This window comes from Sphingomonas sp. SRI_018, from assembly GCF_057586275.1.
Map to the genome: position 1 here is coordinate 102487 of NZ_JBYCZO010000001.1, position 16835 is coordinate 119321.

The following is a 16835-nucleotide window of genomic DNA, read 5'->3' on the forward strand; positions in this document are numbered from 1 at the left end:
GCGGGCGGATGAAGCGGCGGTAGCAAGACGCGATCAGGCTTCCGGCACCGCCTCCTCGGCCGTCAGCGCGGTCAACCTCGCAATCTCGACGTCGAGGAACGACGGCACGTTCTCGAGCACGATCACGACATTGCCGAGCTGCTGCTTGGCGTCTCCATCCGGCAGCGCCTCCATGTGCGCCTTCATCGTGTCGACCAGCGTGGTCACCGCCTCGGCGGCGAGGTCCGCCTTCGCCGCCGTGAGGACGGGCAACACGGCGGCTGCGATCTGCTTCTCGATGGCCTCGCGCTGGGCAATCAGCGCGTCGATCGCTGCGTCAGTCATAGTCATTCTCCCGGTTTCTGCGGCCAGACCACCTGGTCGGGCTCGCACTGTTGAAGCGTGATGTCGCGAAGCGCCTGCCGATAAGGTTGCCAGAGGATCCGCGTTTCCTCCGGTACGTCGGCCAACTGCGTCCAGTCCGTCTCGGCGAGGAGCACGGCTCTATGGCCGCGGACGTCCCCCCAGCTGAGCTGCCAAGGCGGTGCCGCCTCGCGCTCGGCGTCAACGCGGCAATGGCCGCAACGCCACTTGCCGCTCGCGCACTTCGTAAGGGCGAATGCCTCGGTCGGCATGCCGCAGCCGGGACAACGCGCCGCCCGAGCGGGCGTGAAGCCGAGCTTCTGCTCGACATACTCCTTCAGCGTCGTGACGATCATCGTGGCGTCCTCAGGGCGTGATGGTGACCGAGCAGGTTTGCCCGTTCGGCGTCGCGGAGCGGACGCCCGAGCCGGCGCCCGCTCCGGTCCACTGGACACTGTTGATGCCGACGCTCGAACCTCCGCTCGCGCCGAAGTCCGTGGCGCCGTTGGGGATCGTCACCAGCTCGTTGATGTTGAGATATGCGGTGACGACCTCGTTCGCCGCCGTGCCGTACACGTCCTCGGTGGTGCTGAGCGAGCGGACTGCCGTCCACGTGCCGCCGAGCTTGGCATAGATCGTCGCCGTCACCGTGATCGTGGCGACATAGGTCTTCGTCCCGCCATCGAGCACGATATGGGTCGTTCCGGTGTTGCTGGCCGTGCCGACGAAGCGGTATTGCCCGGTCGTCGAATCCTGCGCGGCTCCCTTGCTGATGACCCTCTGCGGGTCCCCTGCGCCGCCGGCCACCATAGGCCCGATATTGTAGCTGCTCGGCGTGGCGGGCACGCTGATCTTGAGGCTGGCGGTGGCGCCCGTGGCAGAGAGGCCCGTCAGCGAGAGCTGATAGGTCTCGCCGGTGTTGAGGGGAGCAAGCCCGACCGTGCTGAAGCTATAGCTCGGCACGCGCCCCGCGTTCGGCCAAGACAGGACCTGCCCATCGGTGACCGGGATCACCGATGGACGCAGGGCCACTTCCCACCCAGCGTCGCCGTTGCCTTGGATGATCTTCCCGCCAGCATAGAGGTTGCCGGCGAGCGCGACATTGCCGTTAGTGATCTTCAGCGCGAGCTGGGCGTTGGTCCCGTCCTCGGTGTTGTAAAGGGCAATCTCTCGCGCGCCGATCGCCACGCTGGAGGCCGTCGTCGGGCCGGATGGGCCGAAAACGACATTCGCAACCCCTGAGTTGGTCGCGCCGACATTGTACAGGGACGAAAGGAAGCGGAAGGTTCTGCCGGTGCCGACAGCCGTGATGCTGTAGAATTCCACCCCGTTCTTGGCGTAGCTGATCGTCCCGCCATTGGCCGCCGAATATTGCACCGAGAAATAGTCATTGGTGTTGTACGACCATGCCGGGTTTGAAGCTTGCAGGCTACCGCTTTGGTACACGGTGAACAGGCCGTTGTTCTGCAAGTAGATGGCGTAATCGATGTTCGCATAGTGGAAGTTGGCCCCGGTGGTGGGAAGGGCCGCATCCGACAATCCGAACATCTGGTAGGTCGTGCTCGCGAGTGGATTGGCCTGTGCATAGGCGCTGCCGGTATAGGTCTCCACACTGGCGAAGCCGTTGTTCCAGTCCGTGTTGGCGCCGCTGCTGCGATAGGCCTGCCGAGCAACGACCGTCGTGCCTGCCGCGACCGCGGTGAACGGCGCGGCAGCCGGCGTGCCGGTGTCTGCCCGGACCGTCAGGAACGCCGCTGCCGCCGACCCGCCGACCGCAGCGTTGACCTGCCAGAATGCGCTCTGTCTGCCGTACATATCGGCCACGGCGCCGGAGAGCGTGCGGACGTCCGCCCAGCTCTGATAGCCTGCAAGCTCCGCATCCGATGCGGGCCGCACGCCCACCCGCACAAAGGTGACGTTGTTGGCGGCGGCGATTGCCCCGGCGCCGCCGAAGACATCCCAGTGCGCCATGCAATAGAGGCGGAACCAGTATGCCGCGGCGGACGACTGGAACAGCTTGCGGAAACGATAGGTCGTGCCTGGCACCCCGGCGCCGACCGTGGCGCCCGTGCTGTCGGGATCGGTGAAGAAGTACAGCTTGTTGTCCTGCGCGCCAACGTTGGCCGAAGTGAATTCGCGGAAGAGGATGCCCGCGCCCGAGAAGGACCCGGCGTTGAGCCTGACGTCCGCCTCGACCACGTACCAGGCGCCGGGAGTGAGCATCCGCGTAGCGCCGTCGCCGACCGTCGTGCTGATATAGGCGTTGCTCGCGGCGGTGGCGCCGATCTGCGCGGCATATCCCAAGCCGTTCTCGCCTGTGGCCCGCGTGAGCGTCCCTCCGTTCGAGAACGCGTAGTCGCCGCTCCAATAGTCGGGCAGTCCGCTGACGACCGACCAACGCGTGAATTTCGGATCGACATTGAGCTGCCCACCGCCAGCGCTGGCGGAGAGCGTCATGCTCGTCAGCGCGGCTGCGGCGCTGCTCGACGCGGAGGCCGCGGAGGTCTGGGCATTGGTGGCCTGCGTCTGCGCATTGCCAGCCGCCGTAGAGGCCGTCTGTGCGCTTTGCGCCGCGCTGGTGGCGCTCGTCCCGGCATTCGTCGCCGAGGTCGACGCGCTCGATGCCGACGTTGCAGCTGCGCTCGCCGAGCCCGCTGCGGCCAGCTCGCTCTCGGCATCGTACAGGTCGAGATAGTTGAGGTCGACCACCGTGCCCGCGGCAGCGGCGCCCCAGTTGAGCAGAGCGACGAGCTGGACGCGCTTGGTCCCCGGAGGGAACTTGGTCCAGGCGTCGTTCCCCTCGCCGGTGACGGTGACGTTGCGCTCCTGCCAGCCCTGCGCTTGGGTGTACAATCCGCCGGTTTCCGCCGCGTACCGGAAGGTGCCGAACCCACCGTGGTCGACCATCGCGCCCGACGCATCCTCGCCAGCAAAGCCGATATAGACCTGAGCGGAATTCGGCCCGACCGTCTGGAAGCGTGCGCGAATGACGTACCGGCGCGCGGTGTTGATCGTGTACCACTTGCGCGAAATGATCTGGGTCGCCGTGCCCGTCTGGGATCGGTAGCATTTGCCGCCGAGCGCGTCGGCCCGAGTGACGACACTGCCGAGCGGCGCCAAGGTTCCGGGGAGGTCTCGCGCCCATCCGTCGAGCCCATTCTGGAAATAGGCGTCGCCGGCATATTGGCGCGCCGTCCCCAGATAGTTCGCCACCACACCGGCGCTGGCTGCTGCCGCCTGCGCCGAACCATCGGCATTGGTGGCCGAGGTGCTGGCCTGGCCGGCGTAGGTCTGCGCGCTGCCGGCGCTGGTCGCGGCGTTCGTGGCGCTCTGTTGAGCCGCCGATGCCTGCTGGCCCGCCGTGGTGGCGCTCGCCGCGGCGTTGCTCGCGGAGGTCGAGGCTGCGCTCGCGCTGGCTGCTGCTGCTTCTCGGGCCGTCACGTCGCGGATGGACAACGTGCGGATGCGAACAGTTGCCGAGTTCCCCGCCCCAGAGGTGTTCGTGCGCAGATACGGGCGAAGCCAGACCGATCCAGCTGGCCAGGCTCCAGCAGTGGCGCTGCCGACGTTGGAGACCATTATGGTCCGAGTGAAAACGCCCGTCGCGGTAATCGGGAAGACGGTGCTCCGATCCAACAGGTCGCCATATGCCGCGCTCAGGCCCCGAACGGCGAGATACATATTGCCGCCACCGCCAGCGAAGCTGACAACCTCATAGGTGGCCGTAACCTCGTAGATTCGCCCTGCTACCGCGGGCACAACACCCTTGTTTGCAAAGTCCAGCAGGGAATTGGCGACGACCGCTTGATAAACCGGTCCAACGCTCGGGTCCGTATAGTTGGACAACAGAGTTGCCGCCGTCGCCGGATTTGCGGTCACGGCGTTGGTGAACGAGGCGTCCGACGCGCTCGAATAGCGATCAGGAAGCAACATCGCCGCGGTAAAAGCGGCACTATCTCGGGCGGTCGCCGCTACCCCCGCGCTGCTCGCGGCGGCGTTCGCCGAACCCGCCGCGTTGCTCTCGCTCGTCGCGGCCTGCGATGCGTAGGTCTGGGCGTTCCCCGCATTGGTCTGTGCGGTCGTGGCGCTGGCCTGAGCCGAGCTCGCGCTCTGGCCCGCCTCGGTCGCCTTGGTGGTGGCGGTCGCGGCCGAGCCTGCCGCCGCCGAGGCCGAGCCCGCCGCGTCGGCCGCCTTGCTGGACGCGAGATTCGCACTCGACAGCGCGGCGGTCTTGGCGTCGTCCGCGGCGGCCCGGGCCGATTGCGCCTGATCGCGCGCCGTTTGCGCGGCGGTCATGTAGGTATTCGCCGCAGCGGCGCTCGCTGCGGCGCTCACCGTGTCACCATAGACCGTGACCAGGTCGTCGACATCGACGCGCAGCTCGTCCAGCTTGACCGGAACCTGTTCCGCCGGAACGCCGCCCGTGGTGCTGCCGTCCGGCTGCTTCACGCCGCCCACATTCGTTCCGGCAGGAGCGCCCACGGTCGCGCCGTCGTCGGGCTTTGGCCGATTGTCCGGATCGTTGTCGACGACGTCCGTCCAGTTCGGCGCCAGCGCCCCCGGCTTGGTCGCCTCCGAGAGGCCCTCGATCGAGAGCGACAGGGTGCTGACGTTCTCCCCGACCTCGATCGAGAAGTCCTTGAAGAAGCCGTAGACGGTGAGGCTGTCGAGGCTCTCGTCGCCGATCCACAGTGACGGCACCGCGCGAACCGACGCGATTCGGTTCGCCACGATGTCGACCGCATCCGTGCGGATCAGCGCGGTCGCCGCCATGCGCTTGGCCCACGCACGAGCGACCACGGTCACCTCGCCGAATTCGTCCGTCTCCTTCCGGCTGAAGTCGATGATTCCGGCAGTCGGGGAGGCTCCGGTCGTGCCGAGCGACACGACGCGGCCGACGAGCAGCGTTCCAACCGCCACCTGCCCCTGCCCGGTGACCGTGACGGTGATCTGCCCGTCCGTCTCCGGGAGATCGAGGAACAGCGCGGCGCCCGAGGCAACGGGTAGCGTTCGATCGTATCCCGGTGCCTGCACCCGCACGGTGCCCGCAACGACGTCGAGCAGCGCGACACTATCGACATCATCGACGTCCAGCGTGATCGCGATGTTGCCCGCCGACGTCGTTGCCGTGCCGACAGCCTGATCGAGCATTGCCCAACGGTTCGTCGGGCCGAGGTCGATCCACTCGCCGGTGCCGGCGGCGGGATCATGGCCGACATTTCCCGCGCTCGCGCTCTCGTAGACGCGGTGGGTGGCCGTGCTGATCACGCGCGCACCCGCGGCGTAGTTGGTGCCGGCCGCCCAGACGGCATAGTCTGCTTCCGGGACCGAGCTGGCCACCAGCATGGCACTGGTCACTTCGACGGGCTGCAACAGCCTCAGGGTAGACGCCGAGCCGTCCGGGGCCGGATCGGCGCCGTCGTCGACGCCGACTTCGGTCTCCGCCAGCCCCTCGACCGTCAGCGTGCAAAAGCTGAGCGGCGGGACGGCGAGGTCAAGCTCGAAGTCCTTGTAGAATCCTTCGATGCTCAGCCATGCGAGGCTATCGTCCGCGATCCAGTGCGCAGCCGTGGCGCGCAGCTGGGCAAGCTGACGCTGGATACCGTCGACGTTCTCGGTGGGTAGAGCGAGCCGAACAGACATGCGCCGCGAGAAACCGCGCTCGACCACGGTCGTAACGCCGAAATCGTCCGTCACCCGGCGGCTATAGTCGATAATGCCGATCGTCGGCGACGCTTCGGTCGTGCCGAGCTCGATCGGCACGCCATTGTTGACGACTACCTTCATGCCGCGATTTCCACAGAGATTGCCTCACCGCCGCTCTGGGCGGTGACGTTGTCGAGCGTCCGCTTGATGGCGCCGGTGTTGCCCGCCGTGGCGGCATGGCCGGCGGTATTCTCGGCGCGCAGCTGGACGAGCTCGTCGCGGAGCTCGTCCAGCTTTGCCGTGAGCGGATCGCTCGCGTTGTCGTTCGAGCTCGTCGCCGCCGCTTGGCTCGTCAGGCCGGCGCTCAGCAACGCCGCGTTCGACGTCGCCGCCGCGCCGTTGCCAAGGCTGTTGATCAGCCCATAGGTCGCTTCGAGGCTCGCGGCGGTCTGCGCGCGGATGCGGTCCAGCTCCTGCCGGCTCGTCGCCGAATTCTCGGCGGCGGTGAGCAGGGCCTGCGACAGCTGCGGCAGGCTCTTGGCAGCATCCATGTCGCCGCCGCGCGCCGCCGAGCTGGCCGCATTGAACTGGCCGAGCAGCGACGCGAACGAGGTCGCGCCGGTCGTGTCCGAGAGGCCACGGATGCGCTTCACCTCGTCCATGATGCTATCGCCGACCGATTGCCACGCCTGTCGCAGCTCGTCCGCCGCCTTGGCGGCCTCCTGCGCGTCCTGAATCGCCCAGATTTGCAGCTGAAGCGCGCGGTTGCTCTCGTCGAGCTTGGCGAGGTCGAGCTGGCGGATGGCCTCGGTGTTGCCCTGCAACTCCAGCAGCTGCCGCTCCAGGTCCTGCCGCTCGCTCAGGATGTCGGCGGCGCTCTTCGCGCCCGCGAGCGAGTTCTGGAGGTCGGCGAAGGCCGGGGCGAGCTGGAGCAGCGTCGCATAGGTCGCCTGCCCGGCGGCGGTCGTCAGGTCCTGCGCCTCGACGAGCTGCCGGAAGCCGGCGAGCGTGGCGGGCATGGTGAGCCCGAGGCTGGCGAAGACGCGCGAGAGCTGCTCGGTCTTCGCGGCGGCCTGTTCCTCCTTCGAGTAATAGGCCTCGAAATAGGCGTTGACCGCATCGTTGAGCGCCGAGACGCTCTCGAACTGATCCGCCAGCCCGAGCTTGGCCGCGATGCTCATCTGCTGCGCGCTGTCGCCGAGAAGGTCGAGCGTGTTGGTCACGGCCTCCAGCGTGGACGCGACGCGCACCAGCGTCTCGAAGGCGCCTTCGCCGACCTTCTGGAACTGGGCGATGCCGGGGAAGGCCGCGTTCGCCATGCCATCCGCCGCGGCACCGAAGATGGCGGTGAGCTTCTCCTGAATCTGGTCGCCGGTGAGGCCCTTCAGGTCGATCTTGCCGATGTTGACGACGAAGCCGTTGAGGCGCGCCTCGATGTCCGACGTGGCGACGCCGAGAGGGCCGGCTGCGGCCTTGATGGCGTCGTTGAACGACCGCAGGATCAGCGTGAACTGGTTTTCCAGCGCCGGGTCCGCGTTGCTGTACTGCGTCGAATAGGAGTGCCCGGTCGTGATGCCCAAGAACTTCTTCGTCTTCTTGATGTCGCTGTAATACTGCGCATCGAAGCCGCCCGAGAGGATGGAGCCGAGCGACTGCGAGCCGCCATACAGGCCGCTTCCGGTGACCTCGGTCTTCGATCCGAACAGCGAGCCGATCAGGCTTCCGATCCCGCCGATGATGCCGCCGATGATCGGAATCTTGCTGAGGATGCCGCCGCCGGTGATGATGCCCTCCAGCAGCTTGCCGGTGGTGTCCTTCGTGAAGCCTTCGGTCACGCCGGCCGAGGCGTTGATGTCGCCGCTGCGGACGAGCACGGCGGCGAAGTTGCCGATCTGGCTGTCGATCGACTTCAGCGACGACGACATTTCCCGCGCATAGCTGTTGGTGAGCGTGTCGACCTCGCGCAGCGCGTCGATCGCGTTCTTCAGGCTCTCGCTCTGCGCGGTCGAATTGCCGAGCACGGTGCCTGTGCCGGTGTTGGCCGGGGTCGGTTTGCTGCCGCCGCCGCCGAACGAGCCGGCGATGGACACGCCGAGCGAGGCGAGCGCCGCGACAGTCGCGGCGCCGGCCGCCAGGTTGAGCGGGAACGGCAGCGACGAAATCGCCTTGACGACCGCCTCCACGGCATGGGCGGCGGTGCGGGCGCCGCTCTTTGCGATCGCGGCGACGGTCTCGGCCGCATCCTGCGCCATCGCGCGGACCGACAGCGCGAACTGGATCGCACGGAAGACCTGTTCGGCGCGCTGGAGCGCCTGATAGCCGCTCGTGCCCTCCTTGAAGAAGCCCTTCGCCGCGGCGGCCATGTCGCCATAGGCATCGACCTGCAACGTGGCCGAGCGGAGCGCGTACAACTGATTCTCTCGATTGATCGCAGCCTCTCGCCCGCCAGCCTCAAGGAGCTTGCGGCGATGCTCGTCGTCGAGACGCTCGCGGTTAGCGTGGAAACTGGCATAGATCGAAGCCACATCGCCGATCGCCTGGCCAACGCCTCCGAAGGCATCGGCCATCCCTTGAGCGGCGGTCTGGACATTCGCCGCGATCAGGTCCCAGCGATCAGCAGTGAACGTTAGAGCGTCGTTCAAGTCACGCTGCGCGTCGGACAGTCGCTCCGTTGCTTCGGCGATCTGCACCTGCTGCGCGATGTACTGGGCGCGGAGCGCCGGGTCGCTGAACTTGGCTTCCGCCTCCTGCGTCGCCCGCAGGGTGGCGAGCGCCCGAAACCGCTCCATGTTCGTGGCGCCGACGAGCCGGAGCTCTTCGCGCAGTTCGGCGAGGCGGTTCGCTCCCGAAGCCATGTCGCGGTTGAACTGGGCAGTCTCGTCGGCCTTGCGCAGGCGCTCGCGCTCGGCGCGCTGGTCCGCGAGCGCCTTCGTAGCGCGGTCCGCCTCGGTCGCCAGTCCCCGCTGCTGGGCCGCCTGAAGCGCTGCCAGGAGAGGAAGGTCTGCGATCTGGTCCTTGACCAGGTCGGCCGCACGCTCTGCGGGGATGGTGCCGGCGGCGACCATGGCGTTGACCACCGCCTGCGCATCGGCTTGGTCGCGCATGGCGGCGGTGCTCTTGGCGGCATCGGAAACGCGCTGGGCGATGGCGAGGCGGATTTGCCGGTCCACCATCGCCTCGATGTCACCGCGCTTCTTGATCGCGTCGGATTCGGCTTTCACGCGCGCCTCGGCGATCAGTGCCGCGGCGCCCGAGACCTTGTACGCATCGGCGAGCGCATAGAGGTTGCGGATTTGGGCCTCGACGGCCTCGGCCTCGCGCGCGAGCTGCGCGGCGTGGCGGTCGGTCTTGGGCTTTTCGGGATCGAGATAGCCCTTGTCCTGCGCCTGCTTCTTGATCCGGTCGCGGGCGTTCTGCTGGGCCTGCTGGATCACCGCGGACGCGCCCTCACCGATATAATCCCTGCCGACAGCCTTGCTGACTTCGTCACGGAAGGTCTTTCCGACCTTGGCCGCGGCTCCGGCGAACTGGTTGTTCACCTTGGCGATCTGCGGCGCATCGAGGCTGGGGAGATGGAGACCGACCTTGTCGAGCACCGTGTTGGCGCCCGCGATGAACGAGTTGATGCCCTCGACCGACTTGCGGATCAGCCAGTTGATCGCCTCGATAGAAGCATTGACGGCGCTGTAGAAAATGTCGCCCATGGCGGCGGGCAGCGTCGACCAGGTGGCTTTGATCGCGTTGTAGCCGCCGACAAATGCGCCGATCACGAAGTTGCTCGACGTCTTCGCAGCCGACACCAGCCACGAGAGCCACTCCTTCATCGTGTCCCACACGGTGGTGACGGCGGGCCCGATGGCGGTCCACAGATTGCGCCCTGCGACCTGAAAAACTGCCTTCGTCGTGTCGCCGAACGTGACCGTCACGTCGTCCAGATTGCGGATTTCCTTCGCCGTGAGGCCGAGCGACGCAGCATACTTCTTCATGTCGGCGCCTTCGTTGGCCGAGCGCTGCATAAGTGCGATGCTGCCCGCAACCGCGGCGGCGGCGGCGGCGATGCCGAGCAGGATGGGATTGGTGACCACGGCCAGGAGTGCGGCCTTCGACACATGGCCGATCGCCGAGGCCATGCCGCGCAGTCCGCCCTCGGCCATCATGCCGACCTGCACCAGCTGCCCGCCCTGCTGGATCAGGACGGTGAGGGGCTTCTGTCCGGTGAGCAGGCCCTGCACCACGTCGGGCACCTGAAGCGCGACCATCTTCAGCGACTGCGCGTTCTTCGTGCCTGCGACGGCCGAGGCATTATGCTGGTCGGTGGCCTGCTTGAGCCGCTGGGTGAGCACCTCCTGCTGCCGGGCATATTCCGCCGGTGCGGTCGCGCCGCTGTGATAGAGGCGCGTGCTCTCTGCTATTTCGGCATTCAGGCGCTTCACCGCGGCATAGAGCGGGTCGGTCGCCATCCGCATCTTTTCGGCGGCGACGGCATCGGCCTCTTGCGCGGCGTGGGACCCGCGCACCATCGCCGCGAGCTCGGCATGCTCGCGGGCGAGACGCTCGGCGGCATTGGCCTCCGCCTGCATAGCGGCAGCTGCCGCCGCGGCGGCGCGCTGCTCCTCCTCGGCGGCGGCCTCGGCCTCGAAGCGCGCGCGGCGCGCGGCGGCGAACTTGGCGTCGTAGAGCGCCTGCTCCTGCGCGCGCAGGCGCGCGGCGAGCTCGGTGAGCCCCTGCTGCTCGGCGGCGAGCGCGGCGGCCTCGACCTTCATCGAGCGGATTTCCTCGCGGGTCTTTCCGAAGGTGGCGGCATCCCGCTCCAGCTGGCGCGACAGCGTTTCACCAGCGCGCTCCACACGGTTCAGCTCGCGGGCGGCGCTCTGGGCTTCTTTGCTCGCGGCGTTTCCGAAGGCGATCATGCTGGCCTTCGCTCCGCCCAGGTCGAGCATGTTGCCGGTCGCGCGCTCGATCTTGGCTGCATCGGCGACGATCTTCGCTTCGGCGCTGTCCATCACGCTCTGGAGCTGGACGAGGGACTCGTAGGAGGCGTCGATCGCGAAACCCACCCCGAGGGTCGGCGTGTCGTCGTCCATGACGTTCCTCCGATACGAAAAAGCCCCGCCGAAGCGGGGCTGGTTGAGATGGCCTGGCGGCCGAGTGAATTTCGCCAATCAGTCGGCGAGAAACTCAGAAGTTGATAATTGGAGCCCGCTCGGGTGCTTTGTTGGCGTCCTCGTAGAAGATCGCCATCCGGTCGATGCGCGCACCATACTTGGCAAACATTAACTTACCGGACTTGAAGCACCAATAGGTGGTCGGATTGGTGAGCTCGGCCCCAGCCGCATTCTTCCAGACGGCATCCTTCGTCTCACATGGCTCACCATATTTCGCGGTGAACGCGCGCAGCAAATCGGAATAGCTGTTGGGATGGGCATCAATGTAAACAGTCGACAACCGGCCGTCGTGGACGGTGACAGAATATCCGACATATACATTCGAGACCTTGGCAAGAGCTTCGACGCACGTGACGTGGGCGCCCTTGCCGCACTTCTTCAACTTCTCCGGCGGCACCGGATCGCCCGCCGTGAAGCCCATGAAATCAAAAGCCTTAAGCTCTTGCGCATGGGTCGGCGATGCGAACAGAAGACCAATAGCCAAGGCGATTGCGCGCATATCGAATCCTTCACGAGGATGCGACGATACACGCACGATCAGCCGAGCACCATGCGCAGCTTCGCCTCGGCGACGTCCAGCTCGCGCTGGGTGACCTCGGCGCGCCACGGCGGCGGACAGCTTTCGTTCTCCGCTCGCCGGCCCTCCGCGATGTACGCGAGGGAAAGCTGGCGGATCACCCGCGCTTCCCATGGCGGGAGGTCGACGCGAGTGCGTCTGCACCATGCGTCAATCTCCCGCCAGGTGAGCGGCGCGGGGCCCATGCCGGTCGTCTCGGTGATGCCGATTTCGATCAGCCGGGCGATGATGTGCGGCGCGGGGTTCGGCGGCATCTTGGGGGTGATGCCGTCCTTCTTCATCTGGTCGAGGCGGCTGATCTTCGCCCCGTCCGCGTTCTTCGCACGCCGCGACCCTTCAGGCGGCTTGGGCGTGGCATGGAGCCACGCCATCTGCCGCACGAAAAGCGTTAGTTCCCGGCCGAGCCGGGTTTGAAGTTTCCCCAGTCGGCCACGAACTTCGTCACCTGCTTGGCGATAAACCCGAGCTTCTGGTCGCGATAGACCGCCTCGAACAGCTTGGCGCCCTGCGCGTCGCCCGCGGGCGGATAGCTGAAGTTGTTGAAGGCCACGGTGATCGCGGCCAGGTCCTCGGCGGTCTCGCGCAGCCGATCCTCGAAGGGCGGCATGGTGATCTTGCCGTCATTGTCCTGCATGCGCTTCACGGCGCGGGCGGACTGGCGGGCCTCGACGACGCCATAGGCGTCGCTGCCGGGGCCGTGGATGATGATCTGCACGGGCAGCTGGCGCTCCGCGTCCGCATAGAGCGGTTCGCCGGCCGCGTTCTTGACGTGGATGACGGCGGTATCGTCCACCGCCTGCGTCGTGATGTCGAAAACACTGGTCTTCATGATCTTACCTCGCGGGTTGCACTGACCCGCCCCGCACCCGCGCTAGCGGAGCGAGCCAGTGCATAGGATTGCCGGCGGCGCGGGCGCCGGATGGAAGGATCAGGCCGCCGGGATTTTCACGACCTCGGTGCAAATCTCGATGGTCGAGGCCGCGGTGATCACGGTGTCGGCGCTGTCGATCGTCTCCGGAGCGCCGAACACGCGCGCGCCGAAGCCGCGCTTGTCGCCGGTCGGATAGGTGGCGACGAAGTAATAGAGCTTCGAGGTCGTGTCCGCCGCCGCGGTGCGCAGCAGAATCTGCCCCGCATCCTCGTCGTCGTAGGCCATGCTGGGCTGAAGCGAGCCGTAATCCGCCGAGCCCTTGTGCTTGTCCTTGGGACCCTTGAGGGGCTGGAATTCGACCTTGGCGAACGACGCGCCGATCGCGCCGATCTTGTCGATGCCGCCGATTTCGGTGGCGGCGAGGGCCCCGTAGCCGGCGGCGTCCTGAGTGGCCGGCGGGGTGGCCGAGATGGCGAGCGTCGAGCCCGCCGCAGTCGTGGAACCCATTTCAATCTCCTATGGTGGCGAGCCGGCGATGCCGACGATGGTCCGCCCGTTTGCCGGGCCGGAGGGCTTACGCCTTGGCGGGCGTGGTGGCGGTGGCGGGTTCGGCCGCCTTGGGCGCCTTGTCGCCGACGAGACCGGCGGCCTCGTAGTTGGCATAGACACCGGCGGGCAGCTCGACGGGCTTGCCGCTCTCGAAGCGCTCGCCGGTGCCGGCGTCCTTGAAATTCCTCTGGGCAAAGCCCTTCTTCTTTGCGTCGCTCACGGTCTTCTCCTCGTGCTAGGCGTCGAAACTGACGCGGAAATCTTGGGTCTGCTCGAAGCTGTTGCCGGGTCCGTCCAGGTCGGGGCCGGTGCCGGCGGTGAGGATCGAGACGCGCTTGCCGCCGCCCACGTCGCCGGTGCGGCCCGCGCATATCGTCCGCACGAGCTCGATTATGGCGAGCTGCTCGCGCCAGCTGGCCGCGCGCACGGTCACCGCCACGCGGTCGGTCCTGCGGTTCGTCGCACCACGCTTCAGGGGCTGGCGGTCAATGACGCTGACGGTGCGGACCAGCAGCGCCGGAAGCGTGATGTCCTCCGGCAACCGCCCGCCCTTGATCTGGGCGGCGGGCACGACGACGCCGAGCGCCGCGCTGGCGCGCAGCAGCTCGCCGACGATGCTGGCACCGGTCATTCGGACTGCTCCTCGGGTTCGGCGGTCGCGATGATCCCTGACCGGGTGACGCGGCTGTTGATGTAGCTCTGGGCCGCGGCGATGGCCTCGCTCTCCTTGATGTCGAGCGCCGGGCGAAAGGCGGGGTGCGCGCGGGCGCCAGGGTGAAAGACCGTGCTGCCGACGAAGGCGCCATTGATCACGAGCGAGCCGGCCTTGCCCTTCTGCATCTCGTTGATGCGCTTGACGCTGCGGCCCTCCCGCTGCGCGTCGTCGACGGTGATGAAGTGCGGCGCGGTGCCGTATTCGAGCCAGGTGCCGACCGACCGCGCCCAGCCGGGCTTGAGGTCGATCCGGACGACGATCCGGCCGTCGCTCGCCTTCGTGCGGGTGCGGAGGCCTTCGCGGACCTCCTCCGATGGCGTGCGCTCCTTGATTTCCTCTGAAATCACCTTGGCGCCCGCGCGACCAGCGCCGCGCAGGACCTTGTCCATCTTCGCGGGCACCTGCGCGATGAAGTCGCGGACCTCGCGCTTCCCCGTCACGGTCGGCATCAGGCCGGGTTCCCACGGGGCATGTACTCGGCGACAACGAATTCGAGCGCCTCGCGGCGGCCGAGCTCCGCCGGGCCCGAGATGATGTACATCTCGCGATCACCGAGGACGAAGCGCATGTTCGACGTGATGCCGGTGCGGAAGCGGATGCGGACGCGCGCGGGCCGCATCATGTTGGTGAAGCCTTCACCGAGATTCTCGCCACGGCTCGGCAGATTGTCCTGCACGTTCGCCCAGACCTTGGCGACCTCCGCCCAGTTGCCCGCGCCGGCGCCGTCGAAGGAGTCGTCGGCAACCGGGCGCTGGATCGAAATGCGCCGATCGAAGCGGCCAGCCCCGAACGCCATCACCGGAAGACCCGGAACGGCGTCAGCAGCGCCTCGACCGTGGTCGACATGGGCACGGCGATGGCGGCGGCGCTGGGACCGGTGATCACGCCCTCGCGGTTCGCGTAGAGGTCGCCGACCATCAACAGGATGGCGGCGGTGATCGCGGGCGGCAGTTCCTCGTAGCCGGCGCGGTAGCGGATGCGGATCGCCTCGCGCTGCACGCGCGTGGTCGGCCAGGTCTGCCCGAACGCGAGCGCGATTTCGTCGCCGAGCAGTTCATAGGCGGCGGGATCGACAGTCTGCTCGCCGCCAGCGCTGCCGATATACTTGACCGACAGGACTTCGATCACCGGGGCATAGGGGAGCCGAATATCGCAGCGGCAGGCGGGATAGGAGAAGTGGTCGAGCCGCAGCTCCAGCGTCTGCACGCCGAGCGAGCGACCAAGCCAGCCCTGCGGACCGTCGATATGGTTGGTGACCGCGGCCACCATGCCGGTGATCAGCGCGTCGTCGTCGTTGCCGTCGATCCTCAGATGCTGCTTGGCTTTTTCGAGCGTAACCACCGGGTCTGCCGGCGGCGTGACGACGACGACGCGCATAGCTCAGGCTTCCTTGTTCTCGGGAGCCGGGGCCATCTTGTTCTGGTGCTCGGCGGCCTGCTTGGCCGCGGCGACCTCTTCGTCGGTCGCGACACGCACCAGACCCTGCTTTTCCAGCGCCTTGAAGCGATCGTTGGTGACGTCGAGCAGCACGCGCCCCTTGGGTGCGAAGCCGTCGTCGCCCGAATGGGCGACCAGCGTATAGGCGTTCTTCATGGTTCACCTCGCGAGGAAGGCGGGGCGCCCGCAGGCGCCCCGCGTGGAGAGGATCAGGCGCCCTCGACCGGGAGGTCGATCAGCTCGCCCTTGACCATCGCCGCGGCGCGGCGGATCGCCAGCGCGAGTCGCTTCTCGCCCCGCACCGTCAGCATGTTCTTGATGAAGTTGTCGCGGTCCTGATCGGAGATGCGGACCTCGGTCTCCATCCGGTCGAAAATCTGCGCGGCCATCTTGAACGCGCCGACCATGAAGTTGCTGACGCCGATGCGCTTGGTGGAGACCACCGGGCGGCCCCAGAGGACCGGACCGGCGATGCCGGTCGGGTTGGCGAAGATGTACGCGCCGTCGACCGTCTTGGTGAGCTCGATGCTCGCCCAGTCGGTCGGGTGCAGAATCTGGCCGTCCGGTGCATAGTCGGCGAGCTCGACCTGAAGGATGGCGAGACGCAGCTGATCGATGCGGGTGAGGCCGGCAATCTCGATCGGCGCCGCATAGGCCGTCGCCGCCGGATAGAGCCCGGACAGGTTCTGGCCGACGCCGTCGCCCATGAGGAGCTGCTCGTCCTCCTTGTCGTCGAGCCCGTAGCGGAGCTCGCCGTCGATCAGCGATTCGAGCTGCGGAATGTCGTCCATCGCCTGGCGCGACGCGGGCACCCAATGCGCGATGGTGCGCACCGGCGCCGTTGCCTCCTCCCAGGCATAGTTCGACTCGGGCTTCTGCGCGCCTTCGGCGACGGGCGCTGCGTTGTTCACGCGAGCGACCTGGCGCGCATATTCGATCATGTTCGACGCGGTGCGGCCCGGCGTCAGGAGGCTGCGCACGCGCGGCTGCTGACGAGGAATGCCGATAATCTCCGGCCGACGATCGGTCGTGATCAAGGCACCGCCCGAGCCCACGGCGCTGGTGACCGCCTTGATCTGCATCGAGACGCTGCCGATCGCGCCCTTCTCGATGTACTCCTTCAGGTCGGCATGCTCGCCGACCAGCTGGCCGAGGCTCTTGCGGCCCTGCTCTTCGCGGTCGCCGTTGCGGCCCTGCGCGAACTTCTGCGCGAGGTCCGTGATTTCGCCGCGCAGCTCCGTCAGCTTGACGAGGGCCTCGTCGGCGCTCTTCTTCGCCTCGGTCGTGGCGTCCTCGCCCGCCTTGGCCTTCTTCTCGAAGTCCTCGGCGAACTTCTTCACCGTGTCGAGGGTCTCCTTGAGCTCGCGCTCGATGGTCTTCTCGTCGCGCGGCTGATTGCCGTCCTTGCGGCCGAATTCGCGGATGCGCGACATATTCTCCTGCGCGGCCGAGGCGGCATCCGCCGAGGACGCAACGAGGGCGGGCGACGCGGCGAGGGCCGCGCCAGCGATCAACTTCGTCATTTCGATTTCC

Annotated in this window: 15 protein-coding genes; all 15 read right to left on the reverse strand. The window is 67.2% G+C overall.

Annotated features, from left to right (window positions below):
- Positions 1-33: 33 nt before the first annotated feature.
- The gene (locus AC2YHA_RS00525; protein WP_487399939.1) at positions 34-324 is read right to left on the reverse strand and encodes a hypothetical protein; all 291 of its coding nucleotides are present in this window, start codon (positions 322-324) and stop codon (positions 34-36) included.
- Between the two features lie 2 nt (positions 325-326).
- Positions 327-698 (reverse strand): phage tail assembly chaperone, encoded by a 372-nt coding sequence (locus tag AC2YHA_RS00530; protein ID WP_487399940.1) that lies wholly within the window; start codon positions 696-698, stop codon positions 327-329.
- Between the two features lie 10 nt (positions 699-708).
- On the reverse strand, positions 709-6129 hold the full coding sequence (locus AC2YHA_RS00535) for a hypothetical protein (RefSeq protein ID WP_487399941.1): 5421 nt from the start codon (positions 6127-6129) through the stop codon (positions 709-711).
- Positions 6126-11072 (reverse strand): phage tail length tape measure family protein, encoded by a 4947-nt coding sequence (locus AC2YHA_RS00540; protein WP_487399942.1) that lies wholly within the window; start codon positions 11070-11072, stop codon positions 6126-6128. Before AC2YHA_RS00540 ends, AC2YHA_RS00535 begins: the two co-directional genes overlap by 4 nt.
- A gap of 94 nt (positions 11073-11166) precedes the next feature.
- On the reverse strand, positions 11167-11652 hold the full coding sequence (locus tag AC2YHA_RS00545; RefSeq protein WP_487399943.1) for a hypothetical protein: 486 nt from the start codon (positions 11650-11652) through the stop codon (positions 11167-11169).
- A gap of 38 nt (positions 11653-11690) precedes the next feature.
- The gene (locus AC2YHA_RS00550) at positions 11691-12101 is read right to left on the reverse strand and encodes a phage tail assembly chaperone (RefSeq protein WP_487399944.1); all 411 of its coding nucleotides are present in this window, start codon (positions 12099-12101) and stop codon (positions 11691-11693) included.
- Positions 12102-12118: 17 nt separating this feature from the next.
- A complete protein-coding gene (locus AC2YHA_RS00555; protein ID WP_487399945.1) occupies positions 12119-12559 on the reverse strand; it encodes a hypothetical protein in 441 nt (146 codons plus the stop codon).
- Between the two features lie 99 nt (positions 12560-12658).
- Positions 12659-13108 (reverse strand): hypothetical protein, encoded by a 450-nt coding sequence (locus AC2YHA_RS00560; RefSeq protein ID WP_487399946.1) that lies wholly within the window; start codon positions 13106-13108, stop codon positions 12659-12661.
- Positions 13109-13175: 67 nt separating this feature from the next.
- The gene (locus AC2YHA_RS00565) at positions 13176-13370 is read right to left on the reverse strand and encodes a hypothetical protein (protein WP_487399947.1); all 195 of its coding nucleotides are present in this window, start codon (positions 13368-13370) and stop codon (positions 13176-13178) included.
- Between the two features lie 15 nt (positions 13371-13385).
- Entirely contained in the window at positions 13386-13781 is a 396-nt protein-coding gene (locus AC2YHA_RS00570; protein WP_487399948.1) for a hypothetical protein, read from the reverse strand.
- A complete protein-coding gene (locus tag AC2YHA_RS00575; protein WP_487399949.1) occupies positions 13778-14314 on the reverse strand; it encodes an HK97 gp10 family phage protein in 537 nt (178 codons plus the stop codon). Before AC2YHA_RS00575 ends, AC2YHA_RS00570 begins: the two co-directional genes overlap by 4 nt.
- Positions 14314-14661, reverse strand: a complete 348-nt coding sequence (locus AC2YHA_RS00580) for a phage head closure protein (protein ID WP_487399950.1) — start codon at positions 14659-14661, stop codon at positions 14314-14316. Before AC2YHA_RS00580 ends, AC2YHA_RS00575 begins: the two co-directional genes overlap by 1 nt.
- Positions 14661-15242 (reverse strand): head-tail connector protein, encoded by a 582-nt coding sequence (locus AC2YHA_RS00585; protein WP_487399951.1) that lies wholly within the window; start codon positions 15240-15242, stop codon positions 14661-14663. The genes AC2YHA_RS00580 and AC2YHA_RS00585 overlap by 1 nt, the downstream gene beginning before the upstream one ends.
- Positions 15243-15245: 3 nt before the next feature.
- Positions 15246-15458 carry a hypothetical protein gene (locus tag AC2YHA_RS00590; RefSeq protein WP_487399952.1) on the reverse strand — a complete coding sequence of 71 codons (213 nt, stop codon included), beginning with the start codon at positions 15456-15458 and terminating at the stop codon, positions 15246-15248.
- A gap of 53 nt (positions 15459-15511) precedes the next feature.
- On the reverse strand, positions 15512-16825 hold the full coding sequence (locus AC2YHA_RS00595; RefSeq protein ID WP_487399953.1) for a phage major capsid protein: 1314 nt from the start codon (positions 16823-16825) through the stop codon (positions 15512-15514).
- Between the last annotated feature and the right edge of the window lie 10 nt (positions 16826-16835).

What these genes read in the sequence shown, in the direction of transcription:
- AC2YHA_RS00525 (WP_487399939.1), bottom strand. Translation starts at nt 324, where the DNA reads ATGACTGACGCAGCGATCGACGCGCTGATTGCCCAGCGCGAGGCCATC.
- AC2YHA_RS00530 (WP_487399940.1), bottom strand. Translation starts at nt 698, where the DNA reads ATGATCGTCACGACGCTGAAGGAGTATGTCGAGCAGAAGCTCGGCTTC.
- AC2YHA_RS00535 (WP_487399941.1), bottom strand. Translation starts at nt 6,129, where the DNA reads ATGAAGGTAGTCGTCAACAATGGCGTGCCGATCGAGCTCGGCACGACC.
- AC2YHA_RS00540 (WP_487399942.1), bottom strand. Translation starts at nt 11,072, where the DNA reads ATGGACGACGACACGCCGACCCTCGGGGTGGGTTTCGCGATCGACGCC.
- AC2YHA_RS00545 (WP_487399943.1), bottom strand. Translation starts at nt 11,652, where the DNA reads ATGCGCGCAATCGCCTTGGCTATTGGTCTTCTGTTCGCATCGCCGACC.
- AC2YHA_RS00550 (WP_487399944.1), bottom strand. Translation starts at nt 12,101, where the DNA reads ATGGCGTGGCTCCATGCCACGCCCAAGCCGCCTGAAGGGTCGCGGCGT.
- AC2YHA_RS00555 (WP_487399945.1), bottom strand. Translation starts at nt 12,559, where the DNA reads ATGAAGACCAGTGTTTTCGACATCACGACGCAGGCGGTGGACGATACC.
- AC2YHA_RS00560 (WP_487399946.1), bottom strand. Translation starts at nt 13,108, where the DNA reads ATGGGTTCCACGACTGCGGCGGGCTCGACGCTCGCCATCTCGGCCACC.
- AC2YHA_RS00570 (WP_487399948.1), bottom strand. Translation starts at nt 13,781, where the DNA reads ATGACCGGTGCCAGCATCGTCGGCGAGCTGCTGCGCGCCAGCGCGGCG.
- AC2YHA_RS00575 (WP_487399949.1), bottom strand. Translation starts at nt 14,314, where the DNA reads ATGCCGACCGTGACGGGGAAGCGCGAGGTCCGCGACTTCATCGCGCAG.
- AC2YHA_RS00580 (WP_487399950.1), bottom strand. Translation starts at nt 14,661, where the DNA reads ATGGCGTTCGGGGCTGGCCGCTTCGATCGGCGCATTTCGATCCAGCGC.
- AC2YHA_RS00585 (WP_487399951.1), bottom strand. Translation starts at nt 15,242, where the DNA reads ATGCGCGTCGTCGTCGTCACGCCGCCGGCAGACCCGGTGGTTACGCTC.
- AC2YHA_RS00590 (WP_487399952.1), bottom strand. Translation starts at nt 15,458, where the DNA reads ATGAAGAACGCCTATACGCTGGTCGCCCATTCGGGCGACGACGGCTTC.
- AC2YHA_RS00595 (WP_487399953.1), bottom strand. Translation starts at nt 16,825, where the DNA reads ATGACGAAGTTGATCGCTGGCGCGGCCCTCGCCGCGTCGCCCGCCCTC.